Annotated in this window: 4 protein-coding genes; 3 read left to right on the top strand and 1 reads right to left on the bottom strand. The window is 38.7% G+C overall.

Annotation, left to right across the window (positions count from 1 at the left end):
* Positions 1–81 precede the first annotated feature (81 nt).
* Positions 82–1779 (top strand): oleate hydratase, encoded by a 1698-nt coding sequence (locus tag ACUSRV_RS11285; RefSeq protein WP_490142062.1) that lies wholly within the window; start codon positions 82–84, stop codon positions 1777–1779.
* A 44-nt stretch (positions 1780–1823) separates the two neighbouring features.
* Here ACUSRV_RS11285 and ACUSRV_RS11280 read toward each other — a convergent pair whose 3' ends face one another.
* Positions 1824–2381: a TetR/AcrR family transcriptional regulator gene (locus ACUSRV_RS11280; RefSeq protein WP_490142061.1), complete on the bottom strand. Its 558-nt coding sequence runs from the start codon at positions 2379–2381 to the stop codon at positions 1824–1826.
* A 611-nt stretch (positions 2382–2992) separates the two neighbouring features.
* Here ACUSRV_RS11280 and ACUSRV_RS11275 point away from each other — a divergent pair.
* Both ACUSRV_RS11275 and ACUSRV_RS11270 read left to right on the top strand, forming a co-directional pair.
* The gene (locus ACUSRV_RS11275) at positions 2993–10543 is read left to right on the top strand and encodes a SpvB/TcaC N-terminal domain-containing protein (RefSeq protein WP_490142060.1); all 7551 of its coding nucleotides are present in this window, start codon (positions 2993–2995) and stop codon (positions 10541–10543) included.
* 119 nt (positions 10544–10662) lie between these two features.
* Positions 10663–19710, top strand: a complete 9048-nt coding sequence (locus ACUSRV_RS11270; protein WP_490142059.1) for a Tc toxin subunit A-related protein — start codon at positions 10663–10665, stop codon at positions 19708–19710.
* Positions 19711–19733: the final 23 nt, after the last annotated feature.

The raw sequence follows: 19733 nt of genomic DNA, 5'->3' as shown, positions 1-19733 counted from the left end.
GGTAGGTATTGATTATTTGTATTTTTTAAAACCTGTATTATCCTTATTATTAAAGAAATATAAAATAAAGGGGGAAGTATTATGGGGAATTTTCAAAATATCAATACAGTGAAACCAAAAGGGGTTGAAAAGAAAAAAGCATATTTAGTTGGAGGAGGTATAGCATCTCTTGCAGCAGCTGCATACCTGATTAGAGATGGTCATATGGATGGCAAAAACATAACTATACTAGAGGAAACAAATATTCTTGGTGGGGCTATGGATGGATGTGGAAATGTTAAAGATGGGTACATAATTCGTGGTGGAAGAGAGATGGAAGAACACTATGAATGTACTTGGGATTTATACGGAAGGATACCTTCAATAGAAGAACCTAATAGAACTGTTTTAGAAGAATTTAGAGAATTAAATATGAAAGATCCTAATGAATCTAACTGTAGATTGCTTCACAAATGTGGAGAAAAAGCAGATTTTTCATCACTAGGGTTAAATGATTCACATATAAAACAATTAGCTAAACTTTTCCTTGCAACAGAAGAAGAACTAGGTACAGCTACTATTGAGCAGTTCTTCGATTCTTCTTTCTTAGAAACTAATATGTGGTGTTTCTGGCGTTCTATGTTCGCATTTGAAACTTGGCATAGTGCCGTAGAAATGAAACGATACATGGACCGTTTTATACATGTACTTCCTGGAATGAACTCTATGAAAAAGGTTATGTTTAGTAAATATAATCAATTTGACTCTTTTATACTTCCTTTAAAAAAATGGCTACAATCTAAGGATGTAGTATTTGACCTAAATATACAAGTTACAGATTTAGATATTAAAATAGAAGAAGATAAAAAAACAGTTACAGCTATTAAATTATTGAGAAATGGAAAAGAAGAAACAATTAATACAACAGAAGATGATTTAGTTTTTGTTACAATAGGATCTATGACAGAAAGTTCAACTCTTGGAAGTATGGATAAAGCACCTACTTTAAATAAAGAAGAAGGCGGATCTTGGAGTTTATGGAAAACCATCGCTAAAAAACATCCGTCTTTTGGTAAGCCAGAAGTATTCTGTGGTGATATAGATAAAAGTAAATGGGAGTCATTTACTATAACATGTAAAGATTCTAAATTTGTACAGCGACTTAAGGATTTAACTGGAAGAGATCCATACTCAGGAAAAGTTGTTACAGGTGGTATAATAACTATTAAAGATTCAAGCTGGCTTTTAAGTGTAACATGCAATAGACAACCACACTTTATAAACCAACCTAAAGATGTAATAGTTTTATGGGCATATGGACTTTTTGCTGATAATGTTGGAGATTTTGTTAAAAAGAAAATGTGTGACTGTACAGGTGAAGAGTTAGCAATGGAACTTTTATATCATATGGGATTAGAAGATGATATACCTGAAATAATTAAAACAATAAATGTTATACCATGTATGATGCCATATATTACGAGTCAGTTTATGCCTCGTGTAAAAGGTGATCGTCCAGATGTTGTACCTAAAGGAAGTGTAAACTTTGCATTCTTAGGGCAGTTTGTAGAGATACCTGAAGACTGTGTGTTTACTGTTGAATATTCTATTCGTTCTGCAATGATGGCTGTATATAATTTACTTAATGTAGATAGAAATATACCGTCAGTATATCCTTCTAAATATGATATACGTGTAGGAGCAGCAGCAATAAAAACATTATATGGGGAAAATTCTGTACCAGGAGAATTCTTTGTGAAAAAACTTTTACAAAATACAAGTCTTGAAGGATTAATATAAATAAAAAACAATGTAGCCAATTGGCTGCATTGTTTTTTTATAATTTACATTGACTCGCATTTTAATAATGTTTTATGAACATCTCCAGTAACGATTTTATTAAGGTTCTCGATAATTTGATTAGGATCTTCTGTCATTTTGTTTTTTACCCATTCTAATAATAATCCTGTTAAAGCAACTTTATAGTAATTTACTATAAATTCTTTCTCTTCTTCCGAAGTAGTCATAGCTACAGAGATTTTATCTACCACATTAAAAACTAGCTTATAGATTTCACTATGTAAATGAGATTCTAATTTATCGCGGTCTATGCAATTGTAGACATTGAAAATAATTTTTTTGTTTTCATCTAAGTAATTAAAGATTTTTAAAGAACATTGTTGCCATGTATCAAGGGTAGCATTACTTTCCATTGAAGCATTAACTTCTGTTCTGAAAATCCAATCTAAAAGGTCGTAAATATCTTTAAAATGATAATAGAATGTACGCCGATTTACGCCACAATCTTTAACAATATCATTAATTGTGATTTTAGATAAGGGAATAGTATTCATTAATTTCTTTAATGATGCCGCCAAAGCTCTTTTTGTGATTTGTGACATAAACTGTATCCCCTTTCGTTAAAATATAAATATATTATATTTCAACGAAAATCCATAGTCAACGATTACTAATCCCTAAAATTAGACAGCCTTTAACCTTTGTTTGTGTCTTCATATTAAATTTTAAGTTTTCTTTTAAACTATAATTGCATCATATAAGATATCTCTGATAAATTTAAATGTATTTGGTGAAAATTTCAAATATGGATATATATTTCAATCACACCATTGACTTAAGCTTGAGAAATATTTCCGGTGTGTCAATTCTAAAGAAACTATTTCAAAGAAGAATACCTATAAAAAAATTTTCATCTTTGTTTGTAAAATATATAACTAATGGAATTGGGTAACGGCAATTGTATAACTAATGGGAATATAGGTAATATTATGTAATGCAAAATAAGCTTTACATATAATAATATTAATTGCGTATTGGCTTGTGAACAAGTGATAGGATAAATTATAAATGAATAATCCAGATGAATACAAAGTTAAAAGCTTTAGGGCAGATGACATGACATTTTAAAAGTTTAATGCATTGGAAAATGAGGAATCAGGAAACCAAGGACAGTGTCTGGTTACACATACAGTCAAATGAAAAGAGGGATAAAATGAATAAAGAAATAGAAAACAAAAATTTATCATCTCAATTTCTTAAAACTGATGGTGGCAAAACTAAATCTAATGCGATTGAAGTACCATCTATTACTTTACCCCAAGGCGGGGGTGCAATTAAAGGAATTGATGAAAAGTTTAATGTGAATACGGTTAATGGTACCGCTTCTTTTTCCCTACCTCTTCCTTTCTCTACCGCCAGAGGTACTTCACCTACATTGAATTTATCTTATAATTCCGGTACCGGAAATGGTGTTTTTGGGTTAGGGTGGGCTTTGAGTTTGCCATCAATAAAACGTAAAACCGACAAAGGACTGCCTCAGTATATGGATGATATAGATTCGGATACATTTCTTTTTTCTGAGGTTGAAGATCTTGTTCCGGAATTTAGCAAAAAGGTAGATGGCAGATTCAACACAGATGTAGAGGGGAATTATATAATCAAAGAAAAAGATTCAGCAGACGGCAACTTTACTATTCGATTCTATAGACCAAGAATTGAAGGTTTATTTGCACGAATTGAGAGATGGTCCAGCAAAACATCAGGAGAAATTAAATGGAGGGTAATTACGAAAGAGAATGTAACAACACTTTTTGGATGGAGTGTTGCATCAAGAATTTCTGACCCTAAAAATGTCAATAAAATATTCGAATGGCTGCCGGAATTTGTTTTTGATGACAAAGGAAACTGCTCACAATATATTTATAAAAAGGAAGACGATAAGGGATTTGATGATACGCTGCTTTACAACAGGAACAGGCTTGAAAATGGAACAATTACTTACACTAATCTTTATTTAGAAAAGGTTTTATATGGTAACAAAACGCCTTATACGAAATTCAATAATCCTTATCCCCTTGAATCAGACTTTATGTTCCAAACGGTGTTCGATTTTGGTGAGTATGAGAGCAATGCCCCTTATGCAAAAACTAATTATTGGGATTTAAGAAAGGATGCTTTTTCTGATTACAAGGGCGGCTTTGAAATTCGTATTACTCGATTATGCAAACGAGTTTTACTATTCCACTATTTCAATGAACTGCCAGGCGGTTCAACTCTGGTAAAATCACTGAATTTTCAATATGACACTAATACTCAGGAAGGTTTTACTTTCTTAAAATCGATTACGGAGTTCGGATATATCAAAAGGGCAGATGGAGCCTATACATCCAAAAATCTTCCCCCTATAGAATTTGAATATCAAAAGCACCATTGGAATAACAAGATTAAAACTATATCGTCAGAGAATTTAGTTCATGCACCGTCAGGGTTGGATGAACGACAATATCAATTCGTCGATTTATTTAATGAAGGCTTGTCGGGTATACTTACGGAGCAAGCTGGAGGTTGGTATTATAAGCACAGTCTGGGCGATGGAAAATTTGAACAGGCAACATTAGTTTCACCTAAACCTTCTTTTTCCGGTTTAGGTGGGCAATTGCAATTGATGGATCTGGACGCTGACGGTGGAAAACAACTGGTTACCTTCAGTACAGAGCCCAAAGGATACTTTGAATTAAGCGAAGAAGAGGAATGGCGAGCTTTTCGCACTTTCAAAAACATTCCTAATATCAATATGCAGGATGACAATGCCCGTATGCTTGATCTCAATGGCGATGGTAAGCCAGATGTCTTGATTACGGAAGATAATGTATTTACCTGGTATGAATCTTCAGGAAGAGAAGGGTTTGAAAGTGTTCATAAAACGGTAAAACCTTTTGATGAAGAAATCGGTCCGCATATCGTATTTGCTGACCCTAAACAAACCATTTTTCTGGCGGATATGTCTGGCGATGGTATGACTGACATCGTAAGGATTAGCAACGGTAAAGTCTGTTATTGGCCAAACCTAGGTTATGGAAGGTTCGGTGCAAAAGTGACCATGGATAATGCTCCCGTTTTTGATCATCCAGACTTATTTAATCCTACTTATTTGCGATTGGCTGACATAGACGGCTCTGGCACAACCGACATCATTTATCTTGGGAAAAACAAATTTACCTGTTGGATGAATTTGAGTGGAAACGCATTTAGCACCGTACCTTTTGAAATAGATGCCTTCCCTGAAATTCATAATCAGGCAAAAATCACGGTTACTGATTTTCTGGGCAATGGTGTTGCATGTATCGTCTGGTCAAGCCCTTTATCCAAGGATGCTCAGGCTCCATTAAAATATATTGACCTGATGAACAGCAAGAAACCTCACATCATGGTTTCTTACAAAAATAATCTTGGCAAAGAAGTTACGCTGGAATATACCCCCTCAACCAGGTTTTACATTGAAGACAAGCTTGCAGGCAGGCCATGGATTACCAAACTGCATTTCCCGGTTCATTGTATTTCAAAAATCGAAACAAGAGATAGAATTTCAGGTTATCGATTCGTCAGCTCTTACCGATACCATCATGGCTATTACGACCATGCAGAAAGAGAATTTAGGGGCTTTGGCATGGTGGAACAAAAGGATGCAGAACATTTCGAGCATTGGGTAAAAGGAGATGACAGCAATATCGTGGATAAAACACTGCATCAGGAACCGGTTATCACCAAAAGTTGGTTTCATACCGGAGCATTTCTAAGCAGGGAAAAAATCCTTAACCAGTTTGCAAAAGAATATTGGTATGAAGAAATGTCAAAGCAGGGCTTTACTGTTGTAAACTATGAAACGCCTTTGCCTGATGCGCGGGTTATTGCCGCACTGGGATTAGACGCATCCATCATAGACCACCTCAGTGCACAAGAATGGCGAGAAGCCTTACGAGCCTGCAAAGGCATGGGCCTACGTTCGGAAGTGTTTGCTGAAGATGCGCCTTTATTAGACGCATCCCCCGAGCAAATTCAAAAAGAATTAACACCTTATTCCGCTATCAGCCATAATTGTGTTATCGAACTGTTGCAGCCAAAAGGGCAAAACAAGCACGCTATATTTGTTGTTAAAGAGAGCGAGGCCATCACTTACAGCTACGAGAGGAACACGGAGGACCCACGCATTGCCCATACCCTCAATATCAAAATGGATGAATGTGGGAATGTGTTAGAGTCGGCTTCGGTGGTTTATCCGAGGGTAAAAAAAGACTGTTCCCTACCCCTAGAAACACAGAAAGCACAGAATAAAACACTGATTACTTATACGAAAAACAACTTTACTTATGCGAAAAATACGAAAAACAACTTTACGAAGGATATTGATACTGATACCTCGTACAGACTGAGACTTCCGGCGGAAACGATGACTTACGAATTGAAGGGTGTTGCCAAAAACAGTTCTTTATATTCAGTGAATGATTTTGAGAATATCCTTACGCTTGCCGTTGAAGTGGATTATCATCAAGTTGATAAAAAACCTGTACCCAAGACTTCACAGAAAAGATTAGTTGAACACATACGTACCATTTATCGCAGCGATAATCTAAAGGATGCTTTGCCGTTATATCAATTGGAATCATTGGCTCTGCCTTTTGAAAGCTATCAATTAGCTTACACACCGACCCTTGTCGACAATATTTTTGGTGTAAAGGTTAATGAAGAGTTGATGATGGAAGGTAAATTCACACATAGGGAGGGCGATGACAGCTGGTGGATCCGCTCAGGAACCACCCAATTTGTCGATATGGAGGAAGACATAGCCGATGCTCGAGACCGTTTTTATCTCCCTATTTCCTATACCGATACTTATGGCACCAAAACAAAGGTGAAATATGACAGCAATTATCACCTCTTCATTGAAGAAACCGAAGATGCATTAGGCAATAAAACAAAGGTCGAGCTTTTTAATTTCAGGACACTTTCACCGCAACGAATGAAAGATCCGAATAACAATATCTCTGAAGCTATCAAAGATGAATTGAGCCTGGTGAAGGCAATGGCTACATTTGGCAAAGGAAATGAAGCCGATGATCTGATTGGGTTAAATGAGTTTTCTTCTATGTCTGAAAATACACTGGTTAATGATTTCTTCCATGCCCCGGTTTCCAGTATATTGGTTACTTATGGGAAAAATTTATTGCAGCATGCTACGGCAAGATTTGTTTATGACTTTGATGCTTATAAAAATTCAGGCAAACCGGTGGCTGTAGCCTCCATTGTAAGGGAAGAGCACTTTAAGAAAAATAATGATTCGTTTAAGAAAAATAATGATTCGCCAGTTCAGATCAGTTTTGAATACTCCAACGGCCATGGGCAAGTGGTGATGAAAAAGGCTCAGGCCGAACCGGGTCCGGCGAAGCAAGTAAAGGTCAATCCTGACGATTCTTATATAGTCATCGACATCGATACCGCCATACTTAACCCAAAGCAATTACGATGGATTGGCGACGGCAGATCCGTGCTCAACAACAAAGGCAATGCTGTAAAACAATACGAGCCGTACTTTTCGGTAACGCACAACTACGAAGATCTGAAGGAATTGGTGGAAACTGGGGTAACGCCCATCATGTATTACGATGCACTGGGACGGCTCATCAAAACCGAAATGCCCGACGGCACTTTGTCGCGCATAGCATTTGATTCATGGAAACAAGTTGTATACGACCAAAACGATACGATTTTGGAATCTTCTTGGTATCACAAACGCACAAACCGCCTGATAGATGCTGAACTCATTGCGGCAGGCAAAGACCCGGAGAAGGAAAAAGCGGCTGCCGATAAAGCCGCGAAGCATGCCAACACCCCAAATGTACGGCACTTTGATACATTGGGCAGATTTATTTTGTCAGTCGACCACAATAAGCATTTGAAAGCCGATGAGGATGAATATTACCTGACTAGGGTTGATCTCGATATTGAAGGCAATCTACGTAAAGTTATCGACGCTCGCGGTAATGTGGTGATGCAATACAAATATGATATGCTGGGCAACAAAATATATCAGCACAGCATGGATGCTGGCCAAAGGTGGACGCTTACGAATATCCTGGGCAACCCGCTGCGTACCTGGGATGAGCGAGATCACGAATTCCAATATTTTTACGATATCTTGCATAGGCCTACTCACAGCAAGGTCATAGGTGGTGATGGCGATAACCCTCTTAACAATATTTTTGAGAGGATCTTTTACGGGGAAGCAGAAGCAAATCCCGAACTGAATAACCTCAGAGGGCAGGTAATCAGGCATTATGACACTGGCGGACTTGTGGAAACATCTGAATATGACTTCAAAGGACAGCCAAAATTCACCACCCGTAAGCTATTTAAAAATTATAAAGGCGTTGCCAACTGGACAAACGCCAATTTGGTCACAGACCTTGAATCCGAAAGCTTTACCTTTATTACAGAAATAGACGCACTCGGAAGAGTCACTAAACAAAATGCACCAGATGGCAGCATAATCATGCCCTCTTATAACGAAGCCGGTTTGCTTAACAGAGAAAGCGTTGCTCGTGCCGACAGTGCCACTACCTATATAAAAGACATAGACTACAATGAAAAAGGCCAACGCAATAAAATCATTTATGGCAATGATGTAATCACCCAATTTTATTATGACAAAGAAACCTTCCGGCTAAAGCGTTTAGAAACCAAACGACAAAACAACGACCCACTTCAGGATTGGCATTACACCTATGATCCGGTGGGCAATATCACCCATATTGAAGACAAAAACATTCCGGTTGTATTTTTTGATAACCAAAAAATCACCGGGGTCTCTACCTATACTTACGATGCCCTTTATCGTCTGGTGGAGGCCACTGGAAGGGAGAACAATACGCCACTGTCTTTCGACAGCAAAGACAATTGGAATGACATCGCTTTCATGCAGCAATTAAACCCTGGCGATTCGATGGCAATGTGGAATTATACTCAAAGCTACCTATATGACTCAGTTGGTAATATACTCCAAATGAGGCATAAGGCATCAGGCAACAATTGGACAAGGGATTATAACTATCAGGCTGAGAATAATCGTCTGATCAGCACGCAAGTAGGTACAAATACGTACACCTATCCGCACCATCCGCGTCATGGCTTTATAACCGCCATGCCTCATTTGGAAAATATGGGATGGAACTTTAAAGAAGAATTGGTACAAACCATCCACCAGAGGAGAACAGATGGCGGCACACCGGAAACGACATATTACCAATATGACGGGCAAGGACAACGGATAAGAAAAATAACCGAGAACCAGGCCGATGCAGGTGATATACCAGGGAAAAAAGACGAACGGATTTATATTGCAGGATATGAACTTTACAAACAGCACAGCGGTGCGGCTGCAGGGTTGGAACGCACCAGCCTGAGCCTGATGGACAAAGAGCACCGTTTTGTCATGATAGAGGCCGAAACAAAACACCGAGTGGTATTAGGAATACCAATGGGCCGTACTAGTCCTGTTCAAACGATTCGTTATCAGTTGCATAATCATCTTGGTTCGGTAGCGTTGGAATTGGATGATACAGCGAAGGTTATCAGCTACGAAGAATACCACCCTTATGGCACTACTGCATATCAAGCTAAAAACGCAGCTATAAAAGGTGCGGCCAAACGGTATAGGTATACTGGTAAAGAAAGAGATAGTGAAAGTGGATTATATTATCATGGTGCAAGATACTATCACACATTGTTAGGAAGGTGGATAAACTGTGACCCAGCTGGAATAAAAGATGGGCATAACATTTATGTTTATGTAAAAGGTAATCCAATAATGTACTCTGATCCTAATGGGAAAGGGGCATGGATAAATAGAGGCATTGGTGTGTTACAGGTAGTAGGAGGTGTCCTTGAAATTTCAGCAGGAGCATCTGGAATGGCCGCTCCAACAGGAGTCTCGCAAGTATTAGGTGCAATTGCAATAGTTCATGGTGCTGATACCACACGTACAGGAATCCGTACCATCTTGACTGGTGAGGTACAACATACATTAACAGAGCAAGCAGTGTCTGGAATTGCCCGCACTTTTGGAGCAAGTGAAAAGACCGCCGATCGAATCGGAGCAGGAGCCGATTTTGTGGCAGGGATAGGTCCAAGCGCTGCAGTAGGTGCAACTAAGGCTGTAGTATCTCATGCAGCACCAGTAGCTGCAGAGCAAGCGGCAGCGCATGTGGCACCAGAAGCGGCAGCACATGCGGCACCAAAAGCGGCAGCAAGTGCATCGCCCAAAGCGACGGCGCAAGCTGCACCTGAAGCGTTACAACGTATACAGCTTATCGAGAAGATGCAGAAAATTGTAGATCAAAGTGCGAGTATAGGAAGAATCGCATCTTCTAGGAGAGATATAGCAACATTAAGGCAATTTCTTTCGTGGAAAGAAGTAATTAGGGCACTGCAGGGTGGCCAAACTGCTAGAGCAAGTTTAGGATATTTCGTCGAAAGACGAGCAAGGGAAATATTTAAACTAGACCCATTTATTTCGGCCCATGTAGGTGAAGGTGGATACTTAGGTCTTAGACATGTCGTCGGAAAAGGGCCAAGGCGGGCATTTGCGGATTTCTTTGGCGCAAAAAATGGGTTATTGTCCGGAATGGCTATTGATATAACAACAAATGCACAAAGAGGAAAACATCTAGCTCGTGGATATTTAGAAAAAGGTCTGATACTGACTTACTAAAAATATGCTAGTAATTTTATCAAAAAGAAAGTAATAGAAGATATAATTGAATCCCTTTCAATGAAATTAAAGTAAAGGAGTAGATGAGGAAAAAAATCTAATTAATAAGGAGGAATCAAATGGCAAGGCAAGTAGAAAATCAAAATTTATCAGAGAGAATTGATTTATTTAAATTTGATCTAAAATCAGATGAGCAACAAAAGGTTTTCAAGGACATTTACACAAAAAACATCGGAAATTGGTCAGCAATAAAATCTGAACTCATCAGAGAAGAATGTATTACAGCCGATATCATCGACAACCTGGAATTTACCCATCACCTGGCCGAGTGGAGTAAAGACAACAAAGAATTGATTTTGGCTTTTCAAAAAGACGACCAGATCAATTCGATGCGTGATATTGCAGCAAAATTTAATAAAGCAGCATTTATCGAGAAAGTAAAGGGTGTTGCTACGGTAGAATCAGAGGAAGACAAAAATGCTTTTGCCCTCAACTTGCATCGCGAGCTTTTCAATCTGGAGCCAACCGCTATGTTGGTCAACGTGATCAGAGACCCGCAGGTGCCGGTGCTGAATGACGCAGTAGGCGCCAATGTAGCGGCGGTTTTAGCAAAACAACCCGATTTTAATATTAAAACTACATCTATCTACGAGGTTATCAAAAATAAAGAGGCGTTGAAAGACACGCCTCTTGAATACCGTGAAACTGTGATAACTCAGCTTAAAACCTTGCAGCGCATCACTGCCATCAGCCCGGACACGGATGCATTGCCGGTGCTGTACAAAGCGAACCTGCATTCGGCTATGCAAATTTCGGCCATACCAAAAAATCAGTTCATGGTTGTGATGAGCAAGAGTGGTTTGGATGATAACACTCTTTTGCAGATTCATACCAATGCACAACAGGCGCGTGTGCGCAACGAACAGGCAATAATGGCGTTAAGAGAAGCAGGTAAATGTACAGGAGTAGCCATGATCGATAAAAGCATGAACATGGCCGTTGCCGCAAAAACTGAGAAAATGAGCTTGGAAGTTGATGCCAAAGAAGATACAGCTCTTGCCACCCTCGAAGAAACCCTGGAAAAACATAACCTTTCCTGGAACTTGCTCTTTGGCGATGCTGATTTCTGCGAATGCGACGAGTGCAATTCTGTGTATAGTGCGGCGGCATATTTTGTGGAGTTACTTCAGTATTTGCGCAACAATAATTTGGATTCTGATCCGGATAACCCGATTCCCAAAGATATTTCCGGAACACCTCTCGAAAAGCTCTTTGACCGTAGGCCAGATTTGGGATGCTTGGAACTTACCTGCAAAAATACAAATACCATTTTACCGTATATTGATTTGGTAAATGAGGTCATGGAAAATTATGTTGCGTTTAAGCACCTTAAACCTTTTAACGTGGAGGATGAAGCCAGCAGCGAACTGCTTGCCGAACCGCAGAATACCGAATACCAAGCGTATTGCATTCTGAAAAACGAGGTTTATCCCTTCACGTTGCCCTATCATCAACCAATCGATGCCGAAAGAATTTACTTAAAACATTTAGATACCAGCCGCTATGAACTGATTAAAACATTTAGAAAAAATAATTCGGATAATGATGAGGAACTCACCCGTTTAAAAGATAAAGCCCTGGAAAGGGCCGCTGATGCCGAATTTTTAGGGTTAACCATGGAAGAATATGTGATCCTGACCAAAGAGTGCTTTGCAAGCAAAGACTTGATGGACAAGCTAGAAAATAAAATCCACACCGATGACGAATATCGGAAATTGATTGGCGTAAAACCGGTCTGTAAATACTATGGCTTTGATGATGATAACACCATGCTGGGTGACGATGGGCTTACCCTTATTAAAAAAGAGTTTTTGCGCCGTACAGGAATTGACTACTTCAATCTGGTCGATTTGTTAAAAACCGGGTACATCAATCCCTGTATGCCCAAAGGCCAATCAAAAACAATAATGGAAAGCTTACATTTCAGCTATCGGTTTTTACAGAACTATGCCGAGGTATATGGCATTGATAAAATGGCGGAATATCTGGCTAAAATTGAGGACTCCGTTGTTAAAGACATCATTCACTGGGTGAAATGCCACTTTGAAAAAGTAGGTAAGATGATAGTGATTGAGAGTGGAAGAGGTTGTGTGAATGGCAAGATTATGAGTACAAATTATCCATGGAATGTTGTGGTAGAAGATTGTAAAATTTTCTATTACGATTACGATGATGATGTGAAAAGCGAAATAGGTAGTATCGATAAAAAAACCGGAGAAGTATTGCACATCACAGATTTATCATTCATCACAGATTCATCATTCATTGGCGATGAAGGAGAAAAAGGCGTTTTTATGGTCATTGATCAAAAGATTTATCTGGTTTTAGAACAGAAAGACAGTTGCGATCTGGATACGGCGTTGCTCCAGCATTTAGACGGCACGCCTTTGACTGTCGAGGAATATGACAGGATTCATCGTTTCATCCGTTTATGGCGCAAATTGGGTTGGACGGTTGATGAAACCGATCAGGCGATTGTGGGCCTTAGCAAGGTAATAACTCAGGACAGTACACCAGAAGATGACATAGCAGATAGCATATGCGATCATTGCGGCGAAGATGATTGTAATAATGGAGATTGCGATGACTGTGAAGAAAATACGGTAACGCAAGATTTCGGCATCAATCCAAATCTTATTCACCAGCTTGTAGCTGTAAAGAAGCTGTTGGATAAAACAGGTCTTGAACTGATTAAGCTGCTTTCTTTTTGGAGCAATATTAGTACTGCCAGGGAAAAGTCACTTTATCAGCGACTATTCTTGACCCATAATATATTGGGGATTGATATAATATTCAAGGCTGATGATAAGGGAAATTATCTGACGGCTGATGCCAAATTACTTGACCATGTTCCAGTAGTGATGGCTTCTCTCAATCTTTCTGCCGATGATATACAGGCGATAATGCAGGCTACTGGAATGGAAGACAAGCTTACGCTAAGTAATTTATCCGTCCTCTATCGTTATCGTCTATTATCAAAAGTGTTAGGTTTAAGGATTCCCGCTTTTGTAAGTATTTTGCCGTTGTACGGAAATATCTTTCAGGATGCCCATGCGTCTCTCAAATTTATGAATATTTGGGAAAAAATGAAGGAATCAGGATTTACCTATCAGCAACTTAATTACATTATCAAGGATGTAGATGACGAAAAGAAACCATTTGCTCCCACCCAAAAGAATATTTTGCAGCTAAGCAAAACTTTGTATGACGGCTTAAATGCAATTGATGAAGAGCATAAAGACTTAAAAGCCGATGGTTCAATTACAAACCCTGTGCTGCAAGAAATAAACATCCAGGATCAAGCAACCAGTGCGTTGATACGAACAAAAACCAGTCTGCTTTTTGAAACGGACACTGTTGAAAAAATTATCGGTATATTGGAAGGTACAAATGTATTTATGACCAATGGACCAAAAAATTTGGACTTTACTTTACCGGATACCAGTACACTTAAAAAGAAACTCAAATACGATAAAACCCTGGGAATAATTCAGATTACAGGTATTTTAACAGAATGTGAAGTTGTTGAGTATAAAGCCATTAGCAATAACTCCGATTGGGTTAAGGCATTGACATGTATTCAAAAGAAACAGGACAAATTGTTTAAAGAACTTTTGTCGGGTGTATTTGAAAACGAAAAATCAAAAAATGAGGTTGAAAAAGCAGAAATAGAAGCAATTATCAAATTGGGAGACAAAATAATTCCGTTGGATAAAATCCCGGAAGGGGGAGCAGATACCAATACTGCACCTCAGAAACGGGCTGCCTTCCTGAAAATATTTTTGCCCTATTTGCGCCAGCAGTTATACCATCGTTTTGTAATAGATACACTTGCCAATTTTACGGGGATTGACGTGAAAATCACAGATGTTTTGGTTTCAGAGGTGCTGAAACTAGGTTCACCTGTTACGTCGATTTACAGCATTTTTGAAAAAATCAAGGAAAGCACTAAACCGGGGGAAACTAATTGGAACGGATATCTTATACCTGCCGTTGACGCCGAATATACGTTCATTGTTAAAAATAGCAGTACTAATAAACCAACTATCATCATAGATGGATACGTTTTGGATTTTAAGGAAGAACCGGTTAATGAATGTTTGAGCGGGACTAATGAGTGGTGGAGCGAAACTAAACAACTCCAGTCCGGGAAATTATATAAATTGTCTGCAACTGGAGTAGATCTTAAAAATATTTTCTGGAAAACCACTGCTTCAGCTGTTACTTCTATGCCTTCATCAGCTGTAATACCAGATTTTGCTTCTAGACAATGCGAACCAGCCTTAATCGCCTTAAAAAAAGCAGCTATGCTGGTTTCCACCTTTGGTTTAAGTGCGGATGAAATCAAATTTTTAGACCTTCACAAGAATGAATTTGACAATTTGGATTTTAATGCACCAACCCTTACACAGTGGTTACGCATAGAGGCATATATTAGGTTGCGTAATTCCTTGCCGCAGGCCAAACTGAACATGCTTGACTTTTGGAATTGGGTATATAAAACCTCATCAGATAAGACCAATGAGAACGAACTCATTGAAAAGATAGTTGATCTCACTACCTGGAAAAAAGAACGCATTGAAAAATTAATAGCAGCGAATCATTTCAATATTGGTAAATTAAAAGATTATCGTAATGAAAAAAATCTGCTAAGACTACAGAAAGCCTTAACGGTAGCTGACAAAATCGGTGTTGATATTGATTTGCTTTTTGAATGGGCAGTGCCTGTTTCCAAGTTTGATATCTGCCGTAAAATAGCCGACAGTATCAAAAACACCATTCGGGCAAAATACAACCAAACCGATTGGGAGCAGGTTGTTAAACCTCTCCATGACCAGCTTAGGAATAATCAGAAAGAAGCGTTGATTGGTTACTTATTGCAGCAAGATGAATTGATAGATTCTAACGTTAATGATGCGGACGGATTATTTGAATATTTCCTTATAGATGTTCAAATGGATGCTTGCATGGAAACCTCGCGCATTAAGCAGGCTATCTCATCCGTGCAATTATTTGTGCAACGATGCTTCCTAGGCTTAGAGAAAGAGCACAACGGCATAAAGCCCGATATCTTGGATAGACCGCGTTGGGATTGGATGCAGCGTTACAGAGTATGGGAAGCCAACCGCAAAGTATTCCTTTATCCTGAAAACTGGCTTGAAAGCAATCTTCGAGATGATAAAAGTTCATTCTTTAAAGAGCTTGAAAGTGAGCTATTGCAAAAAGACATCAATAAACAAAATGTCACCGATGTTCTTAAGTCTTATCTTTATAAAGTAGATGAAGTGGCTAATATGGAAGTGGTTGGGTTTTATATTGATGGAACAAGGACCGGGACACAATGGTGTAAAGGTGCAAAACTGCATGTTTTCTCCCGTACCCGCAATGCACCCTACCTCTTTTATTACCGTTACTTGGCATTAGATGAGGTGAACTGGTATCCATGGGAGAAAATGCAGATTGATATCCCAAGCTATGATGTGGAAGTCTATGATACTCATAACGTGAAAGATAATGGATGTTACCTCACGCCGGTAGTTTGGAACAAACGCTTGTTAGTGTTCTTTCCGCAAATAATGAAGAAAGCTAGACCTAATCCTGCTTCTATAAGTACTACTTATAAAGAACTTGCAGAAGAAAAATCAGGAATAGAAAATTCAAAACTAATTGAATACTATGAAATCAAAATGGCTTGGAGTGAGTACAGAAATGGAAAATGGACGCAGAAACAGATTAGTAAAGACGCCGTTGTCTCGGATTTAAGGAAAAATATTGAATCTTTTAAATTTATTCCTATAGTATTCTTAAATAAAGTATACATTAACATTGATGATGATAGCGAAAATGGACACACAGGTGCCTTTGAGTTCAACGGAACTGAATTAAAAGTTGGAGAAGCAATAGAAATAAAAGAATACATTCCGATTGACTATTTTAACCAAGATTTAGACGATTCTGAAGATATTCTAAAGATGTATACATGGCAAATCGATATTTCCACTATGGTAAGACAATACACGGATTTTTGTTTTTATGAAGAAAGATACAGCTCCAGGGAACAAATGAAGTGGTTATTAATTCAATTTGAATTTAATCATTCTTATACTAAGAATCTGTTGGGAATAATTAATCTTGATCAATTGGAGCTTTTTTTCAAAGAAAATCTATCCATGCCGGAAAACAACTTTGGTCCATTCGACCCGGATGGTAATTTTGGCCCACCATATATTTATCACGAATTGAAACGGCCATATTCGCTTTATAATTGGGAGTTATTTTTTCACACGCCAATACTTTTAGCTGATGCGCTCAGCAAAGCCCAACAATTTGAGGAAGCCATGAAATGGTTCCACTTTGTGTTCAACCCTATTGCTGATGGAAATGATTTGCCAGAAGAAAAGATTGATAAACGCTTTTGGCAATTTAAGCCTTTCCAGGAAATCGATAGTAAACGGATTTTGGACAGCATCTTCAATAACCTCAAGCCTAATGCGGCGGATAATACCATTAACGAATGGCGAAATAAACCTTTTATGCCACATGTGGTAGCACGGAATAGACCGGTTGCCTACATGAAATGGGTCGTAATGAAATACATCGATAATCTTCTGGCTTGGGGTGATTATCTTTTCCGCCAGGACACTATCGAAACCATCAACCAAGCAACCCAACTCTATGTTTTAGCAGGCCACATATTAGGTCCTAAGCCAATGATGATACCCAAGCGAGGTAAAATCAAACCGCAGACTTATATTGGTTTGTTGGATAAATGGGATGCTTTTGGCAATGCAATGGTTGAGTTAGAATTGGTGGCGCCTTTCAGTAATCAAACGACTTTACCTTTTGGTGTGGTCAATAACGAGATAGCTTTTGCCAATATCTTTGGTTCGGCTTCATCTTTATATTTCCGCATCCCAAACAATCCTAAGCTTATGGGCTATTGGGATACTCTGGCCGATAGGTTATATAAGATACGTTATTGTCAAAACATTGAAGGAGTTTTCCGAAAACTTCCCTTGTTTGAACCACCTATTGATCCGGCATTACTGGTTAAGGCCGCCGCACAGGGTTTAAGCATAGCCACTGTATTAAATGACCTCAATACCCCAATGCCTAATTATCGCTTCTACTACTTGTTACAGAAGGCTCTGGAATTATGTAATGAATTAAAGTCATTAGGTGGTGCCATGCTTTCCGCAATTGAGAAAAAAGACAACGAAACCATTGCGCTTATTCGTGCAAAACACGAGGGAGTAATGCAGAATCTGGTGATGGAAATCAAGAAAAAACAACTGGAAGAAGCGCAAAAAAATATTGAAAATCTGATGCAAAACCGTAAGACGCCGGAAGCTAGGATGAAATATTACCTGAAGCTAAGTGGCCTGGATGAAAGTTTGGTGCCTACTGATACGGCTGATTTCAATGGGATACCAAATGAGATTGTGACTGTAGATGGGGATAGCGGATTAAAATTGATACCATTTGAAAAAGAGGATATGGACAAGGCGAGCGAAGCACAGGACTGGCAAAAAGGCATTGGAATTGTTGAAACTACAGCCAGCGCCATGCATCTTATTCCTGATTTATTCGCTGATGTCAAGCCATTAGGTGTAGGGGCAGGTACAAAATGGGGGGGAATCAATCTAGGAAATGCAGCTCAAGCAGTTGCAAGAGGAATGCAAGTACACGCAAGCGATCTTTCTTTTGCAAGTTCTAACGCAGGCAAAAAAGGAGGCTTTACCCGCGCCTTACAAGAACGTATTTTCCAGGCCAACGCAGCCGGTTATGAGCTAAAACAGATAGATAAGCAAATTACTGCCCAAGAAATACGAATCGATATTGCCAAACAGGAAATAGCAAATCAACAAAAGGCAATAGACAATGCCAATGAAGTGGAAGAATTTATAAAGAACAAATACTCCAGCGAAGAGTTATACACCTGGATGAGGGGAAGCTTAAAAACCTTATACCATCAGGTTTATAACCTGGCTTATGATCTCGCTAAAAAAGCCGAGAAAACCTATTGCTTTGAAAGAGGCATTAGCAGTGCTAATTTTATTCAGTCTGGTTATTTTGATGTTGGCAGAGATGGACTGCTGGCAGGAGAGCAGCTCTATGTGGGACTTAAGAAACTCGAAGAAGCTTATCAAAACGAAAGGGGACATGAATACGAGATAACCAATCAGATATCTATATATCAAATCAATCCTTTGGCAATAATACAGCTCAGAGAAACTGGCAAATGTGAATTTACACTGCCGGAAGTATTATTTGATATGGATTACCCAGGTCATTACAAACGCCGCATCAAATCGGTATCTGTTTCAATTCCTTGTATTGCAGGTCCTTATACAGGTATAAATGCTACACTCAGTCTTTTAGAAAATAAATTCCGAAACACGGCTATAGGTGGTAAAGCTTACGAAGAAAATACCGAGGAAACAGATGACAGGTTCAGCTCTTATACTATACCGATTAATGCGATAGCGGCCAGTTCCGCTCAGAATGATAGCGGGATGTTTGAGCTTAACTTCAAGGACGAGCGATATTTGCCATTTGAAGGGGCAGGGGTTATCAGCAAGTGGCGTTTGGAATTACCAACATTCAGGCGATTTGATTATCACAGTATTTCAGACATTATTATTCACTTAAAATACACAGCCTGTGAAGGCGGTGAGCGACTTAAATCCGATGCAACCAAGTCCGTATCGAAACGGCTTGAAAGTATTGAACAGGAACTTAATGAAACAGGTTTACAAGTAGCTTTGAATATAAAACATGACCTGCCTAATGAGTGGCTTTTGCTTAAAAAGAACGGAACTGTTGATTTAAAAATTGACAAGTCAAGGTTACCCTACATGGCACAAACACTAAATGCTGCTATAGAAAATGTAATGTTTGTGGCAAAGGTTAAGGATAATAATCCGGTAAATTTTTCGGTCAAAGTTGATGGTGACGTTACTGATCTTGACAGAATAGATGAATGGAAGCTTTACCGAGGAAGTAATCCAGATATTAAATTGGATAAATCATTTACATTGTCAGTTGATCCCACACCATTGAATAATCTTGAGGAATTGATGATGGTTGTGAAATATAGTTTTTAAAATGGTTTCAGGCATTGAGACAG

The organism is Sporacetigenium sp. TC11 (assembly GCF_058146105.1).
Note: the sequence above shows the minus strand (reverse complement) of the source record. Positions and strands in the feature narration are given on the sequence as shown.

What these genes read in the sequence shown, in the direction of transcription:
- ACUSRV_RS11275 (WP_490142060.1), top strand. Translation starts at nt 2,993, where the DNA reads ATGAATAAAGAAATAGAAAACAAAAATTTATCATCTCAATTTCTTAAA.
- ACUSRV_RS11285 (WP_490142062.1), top strand. Translation starts at nt 82, where the DNA reads ATGGGGAATTTTCAAAATATCAATACAGTGAAACCAAAAGGGGTTGAA.
- ACUSRV_RS11280 (WP_490142061.1), bottom strand. Translation starts at nt 2,381, where the DNA reads ATGTCACAAATCACAAAAAGAGCTTTGGCGGCATCATTAAAGAAATTA.
- ACUSRV_RS11270 (WP_490142059.1), top strand. Translation starts at nt 10,663, where the DNA reads ATGGCAAGGCAAGTAGAAAATCAAAATTTATCAGAGAGAATTGATTTA.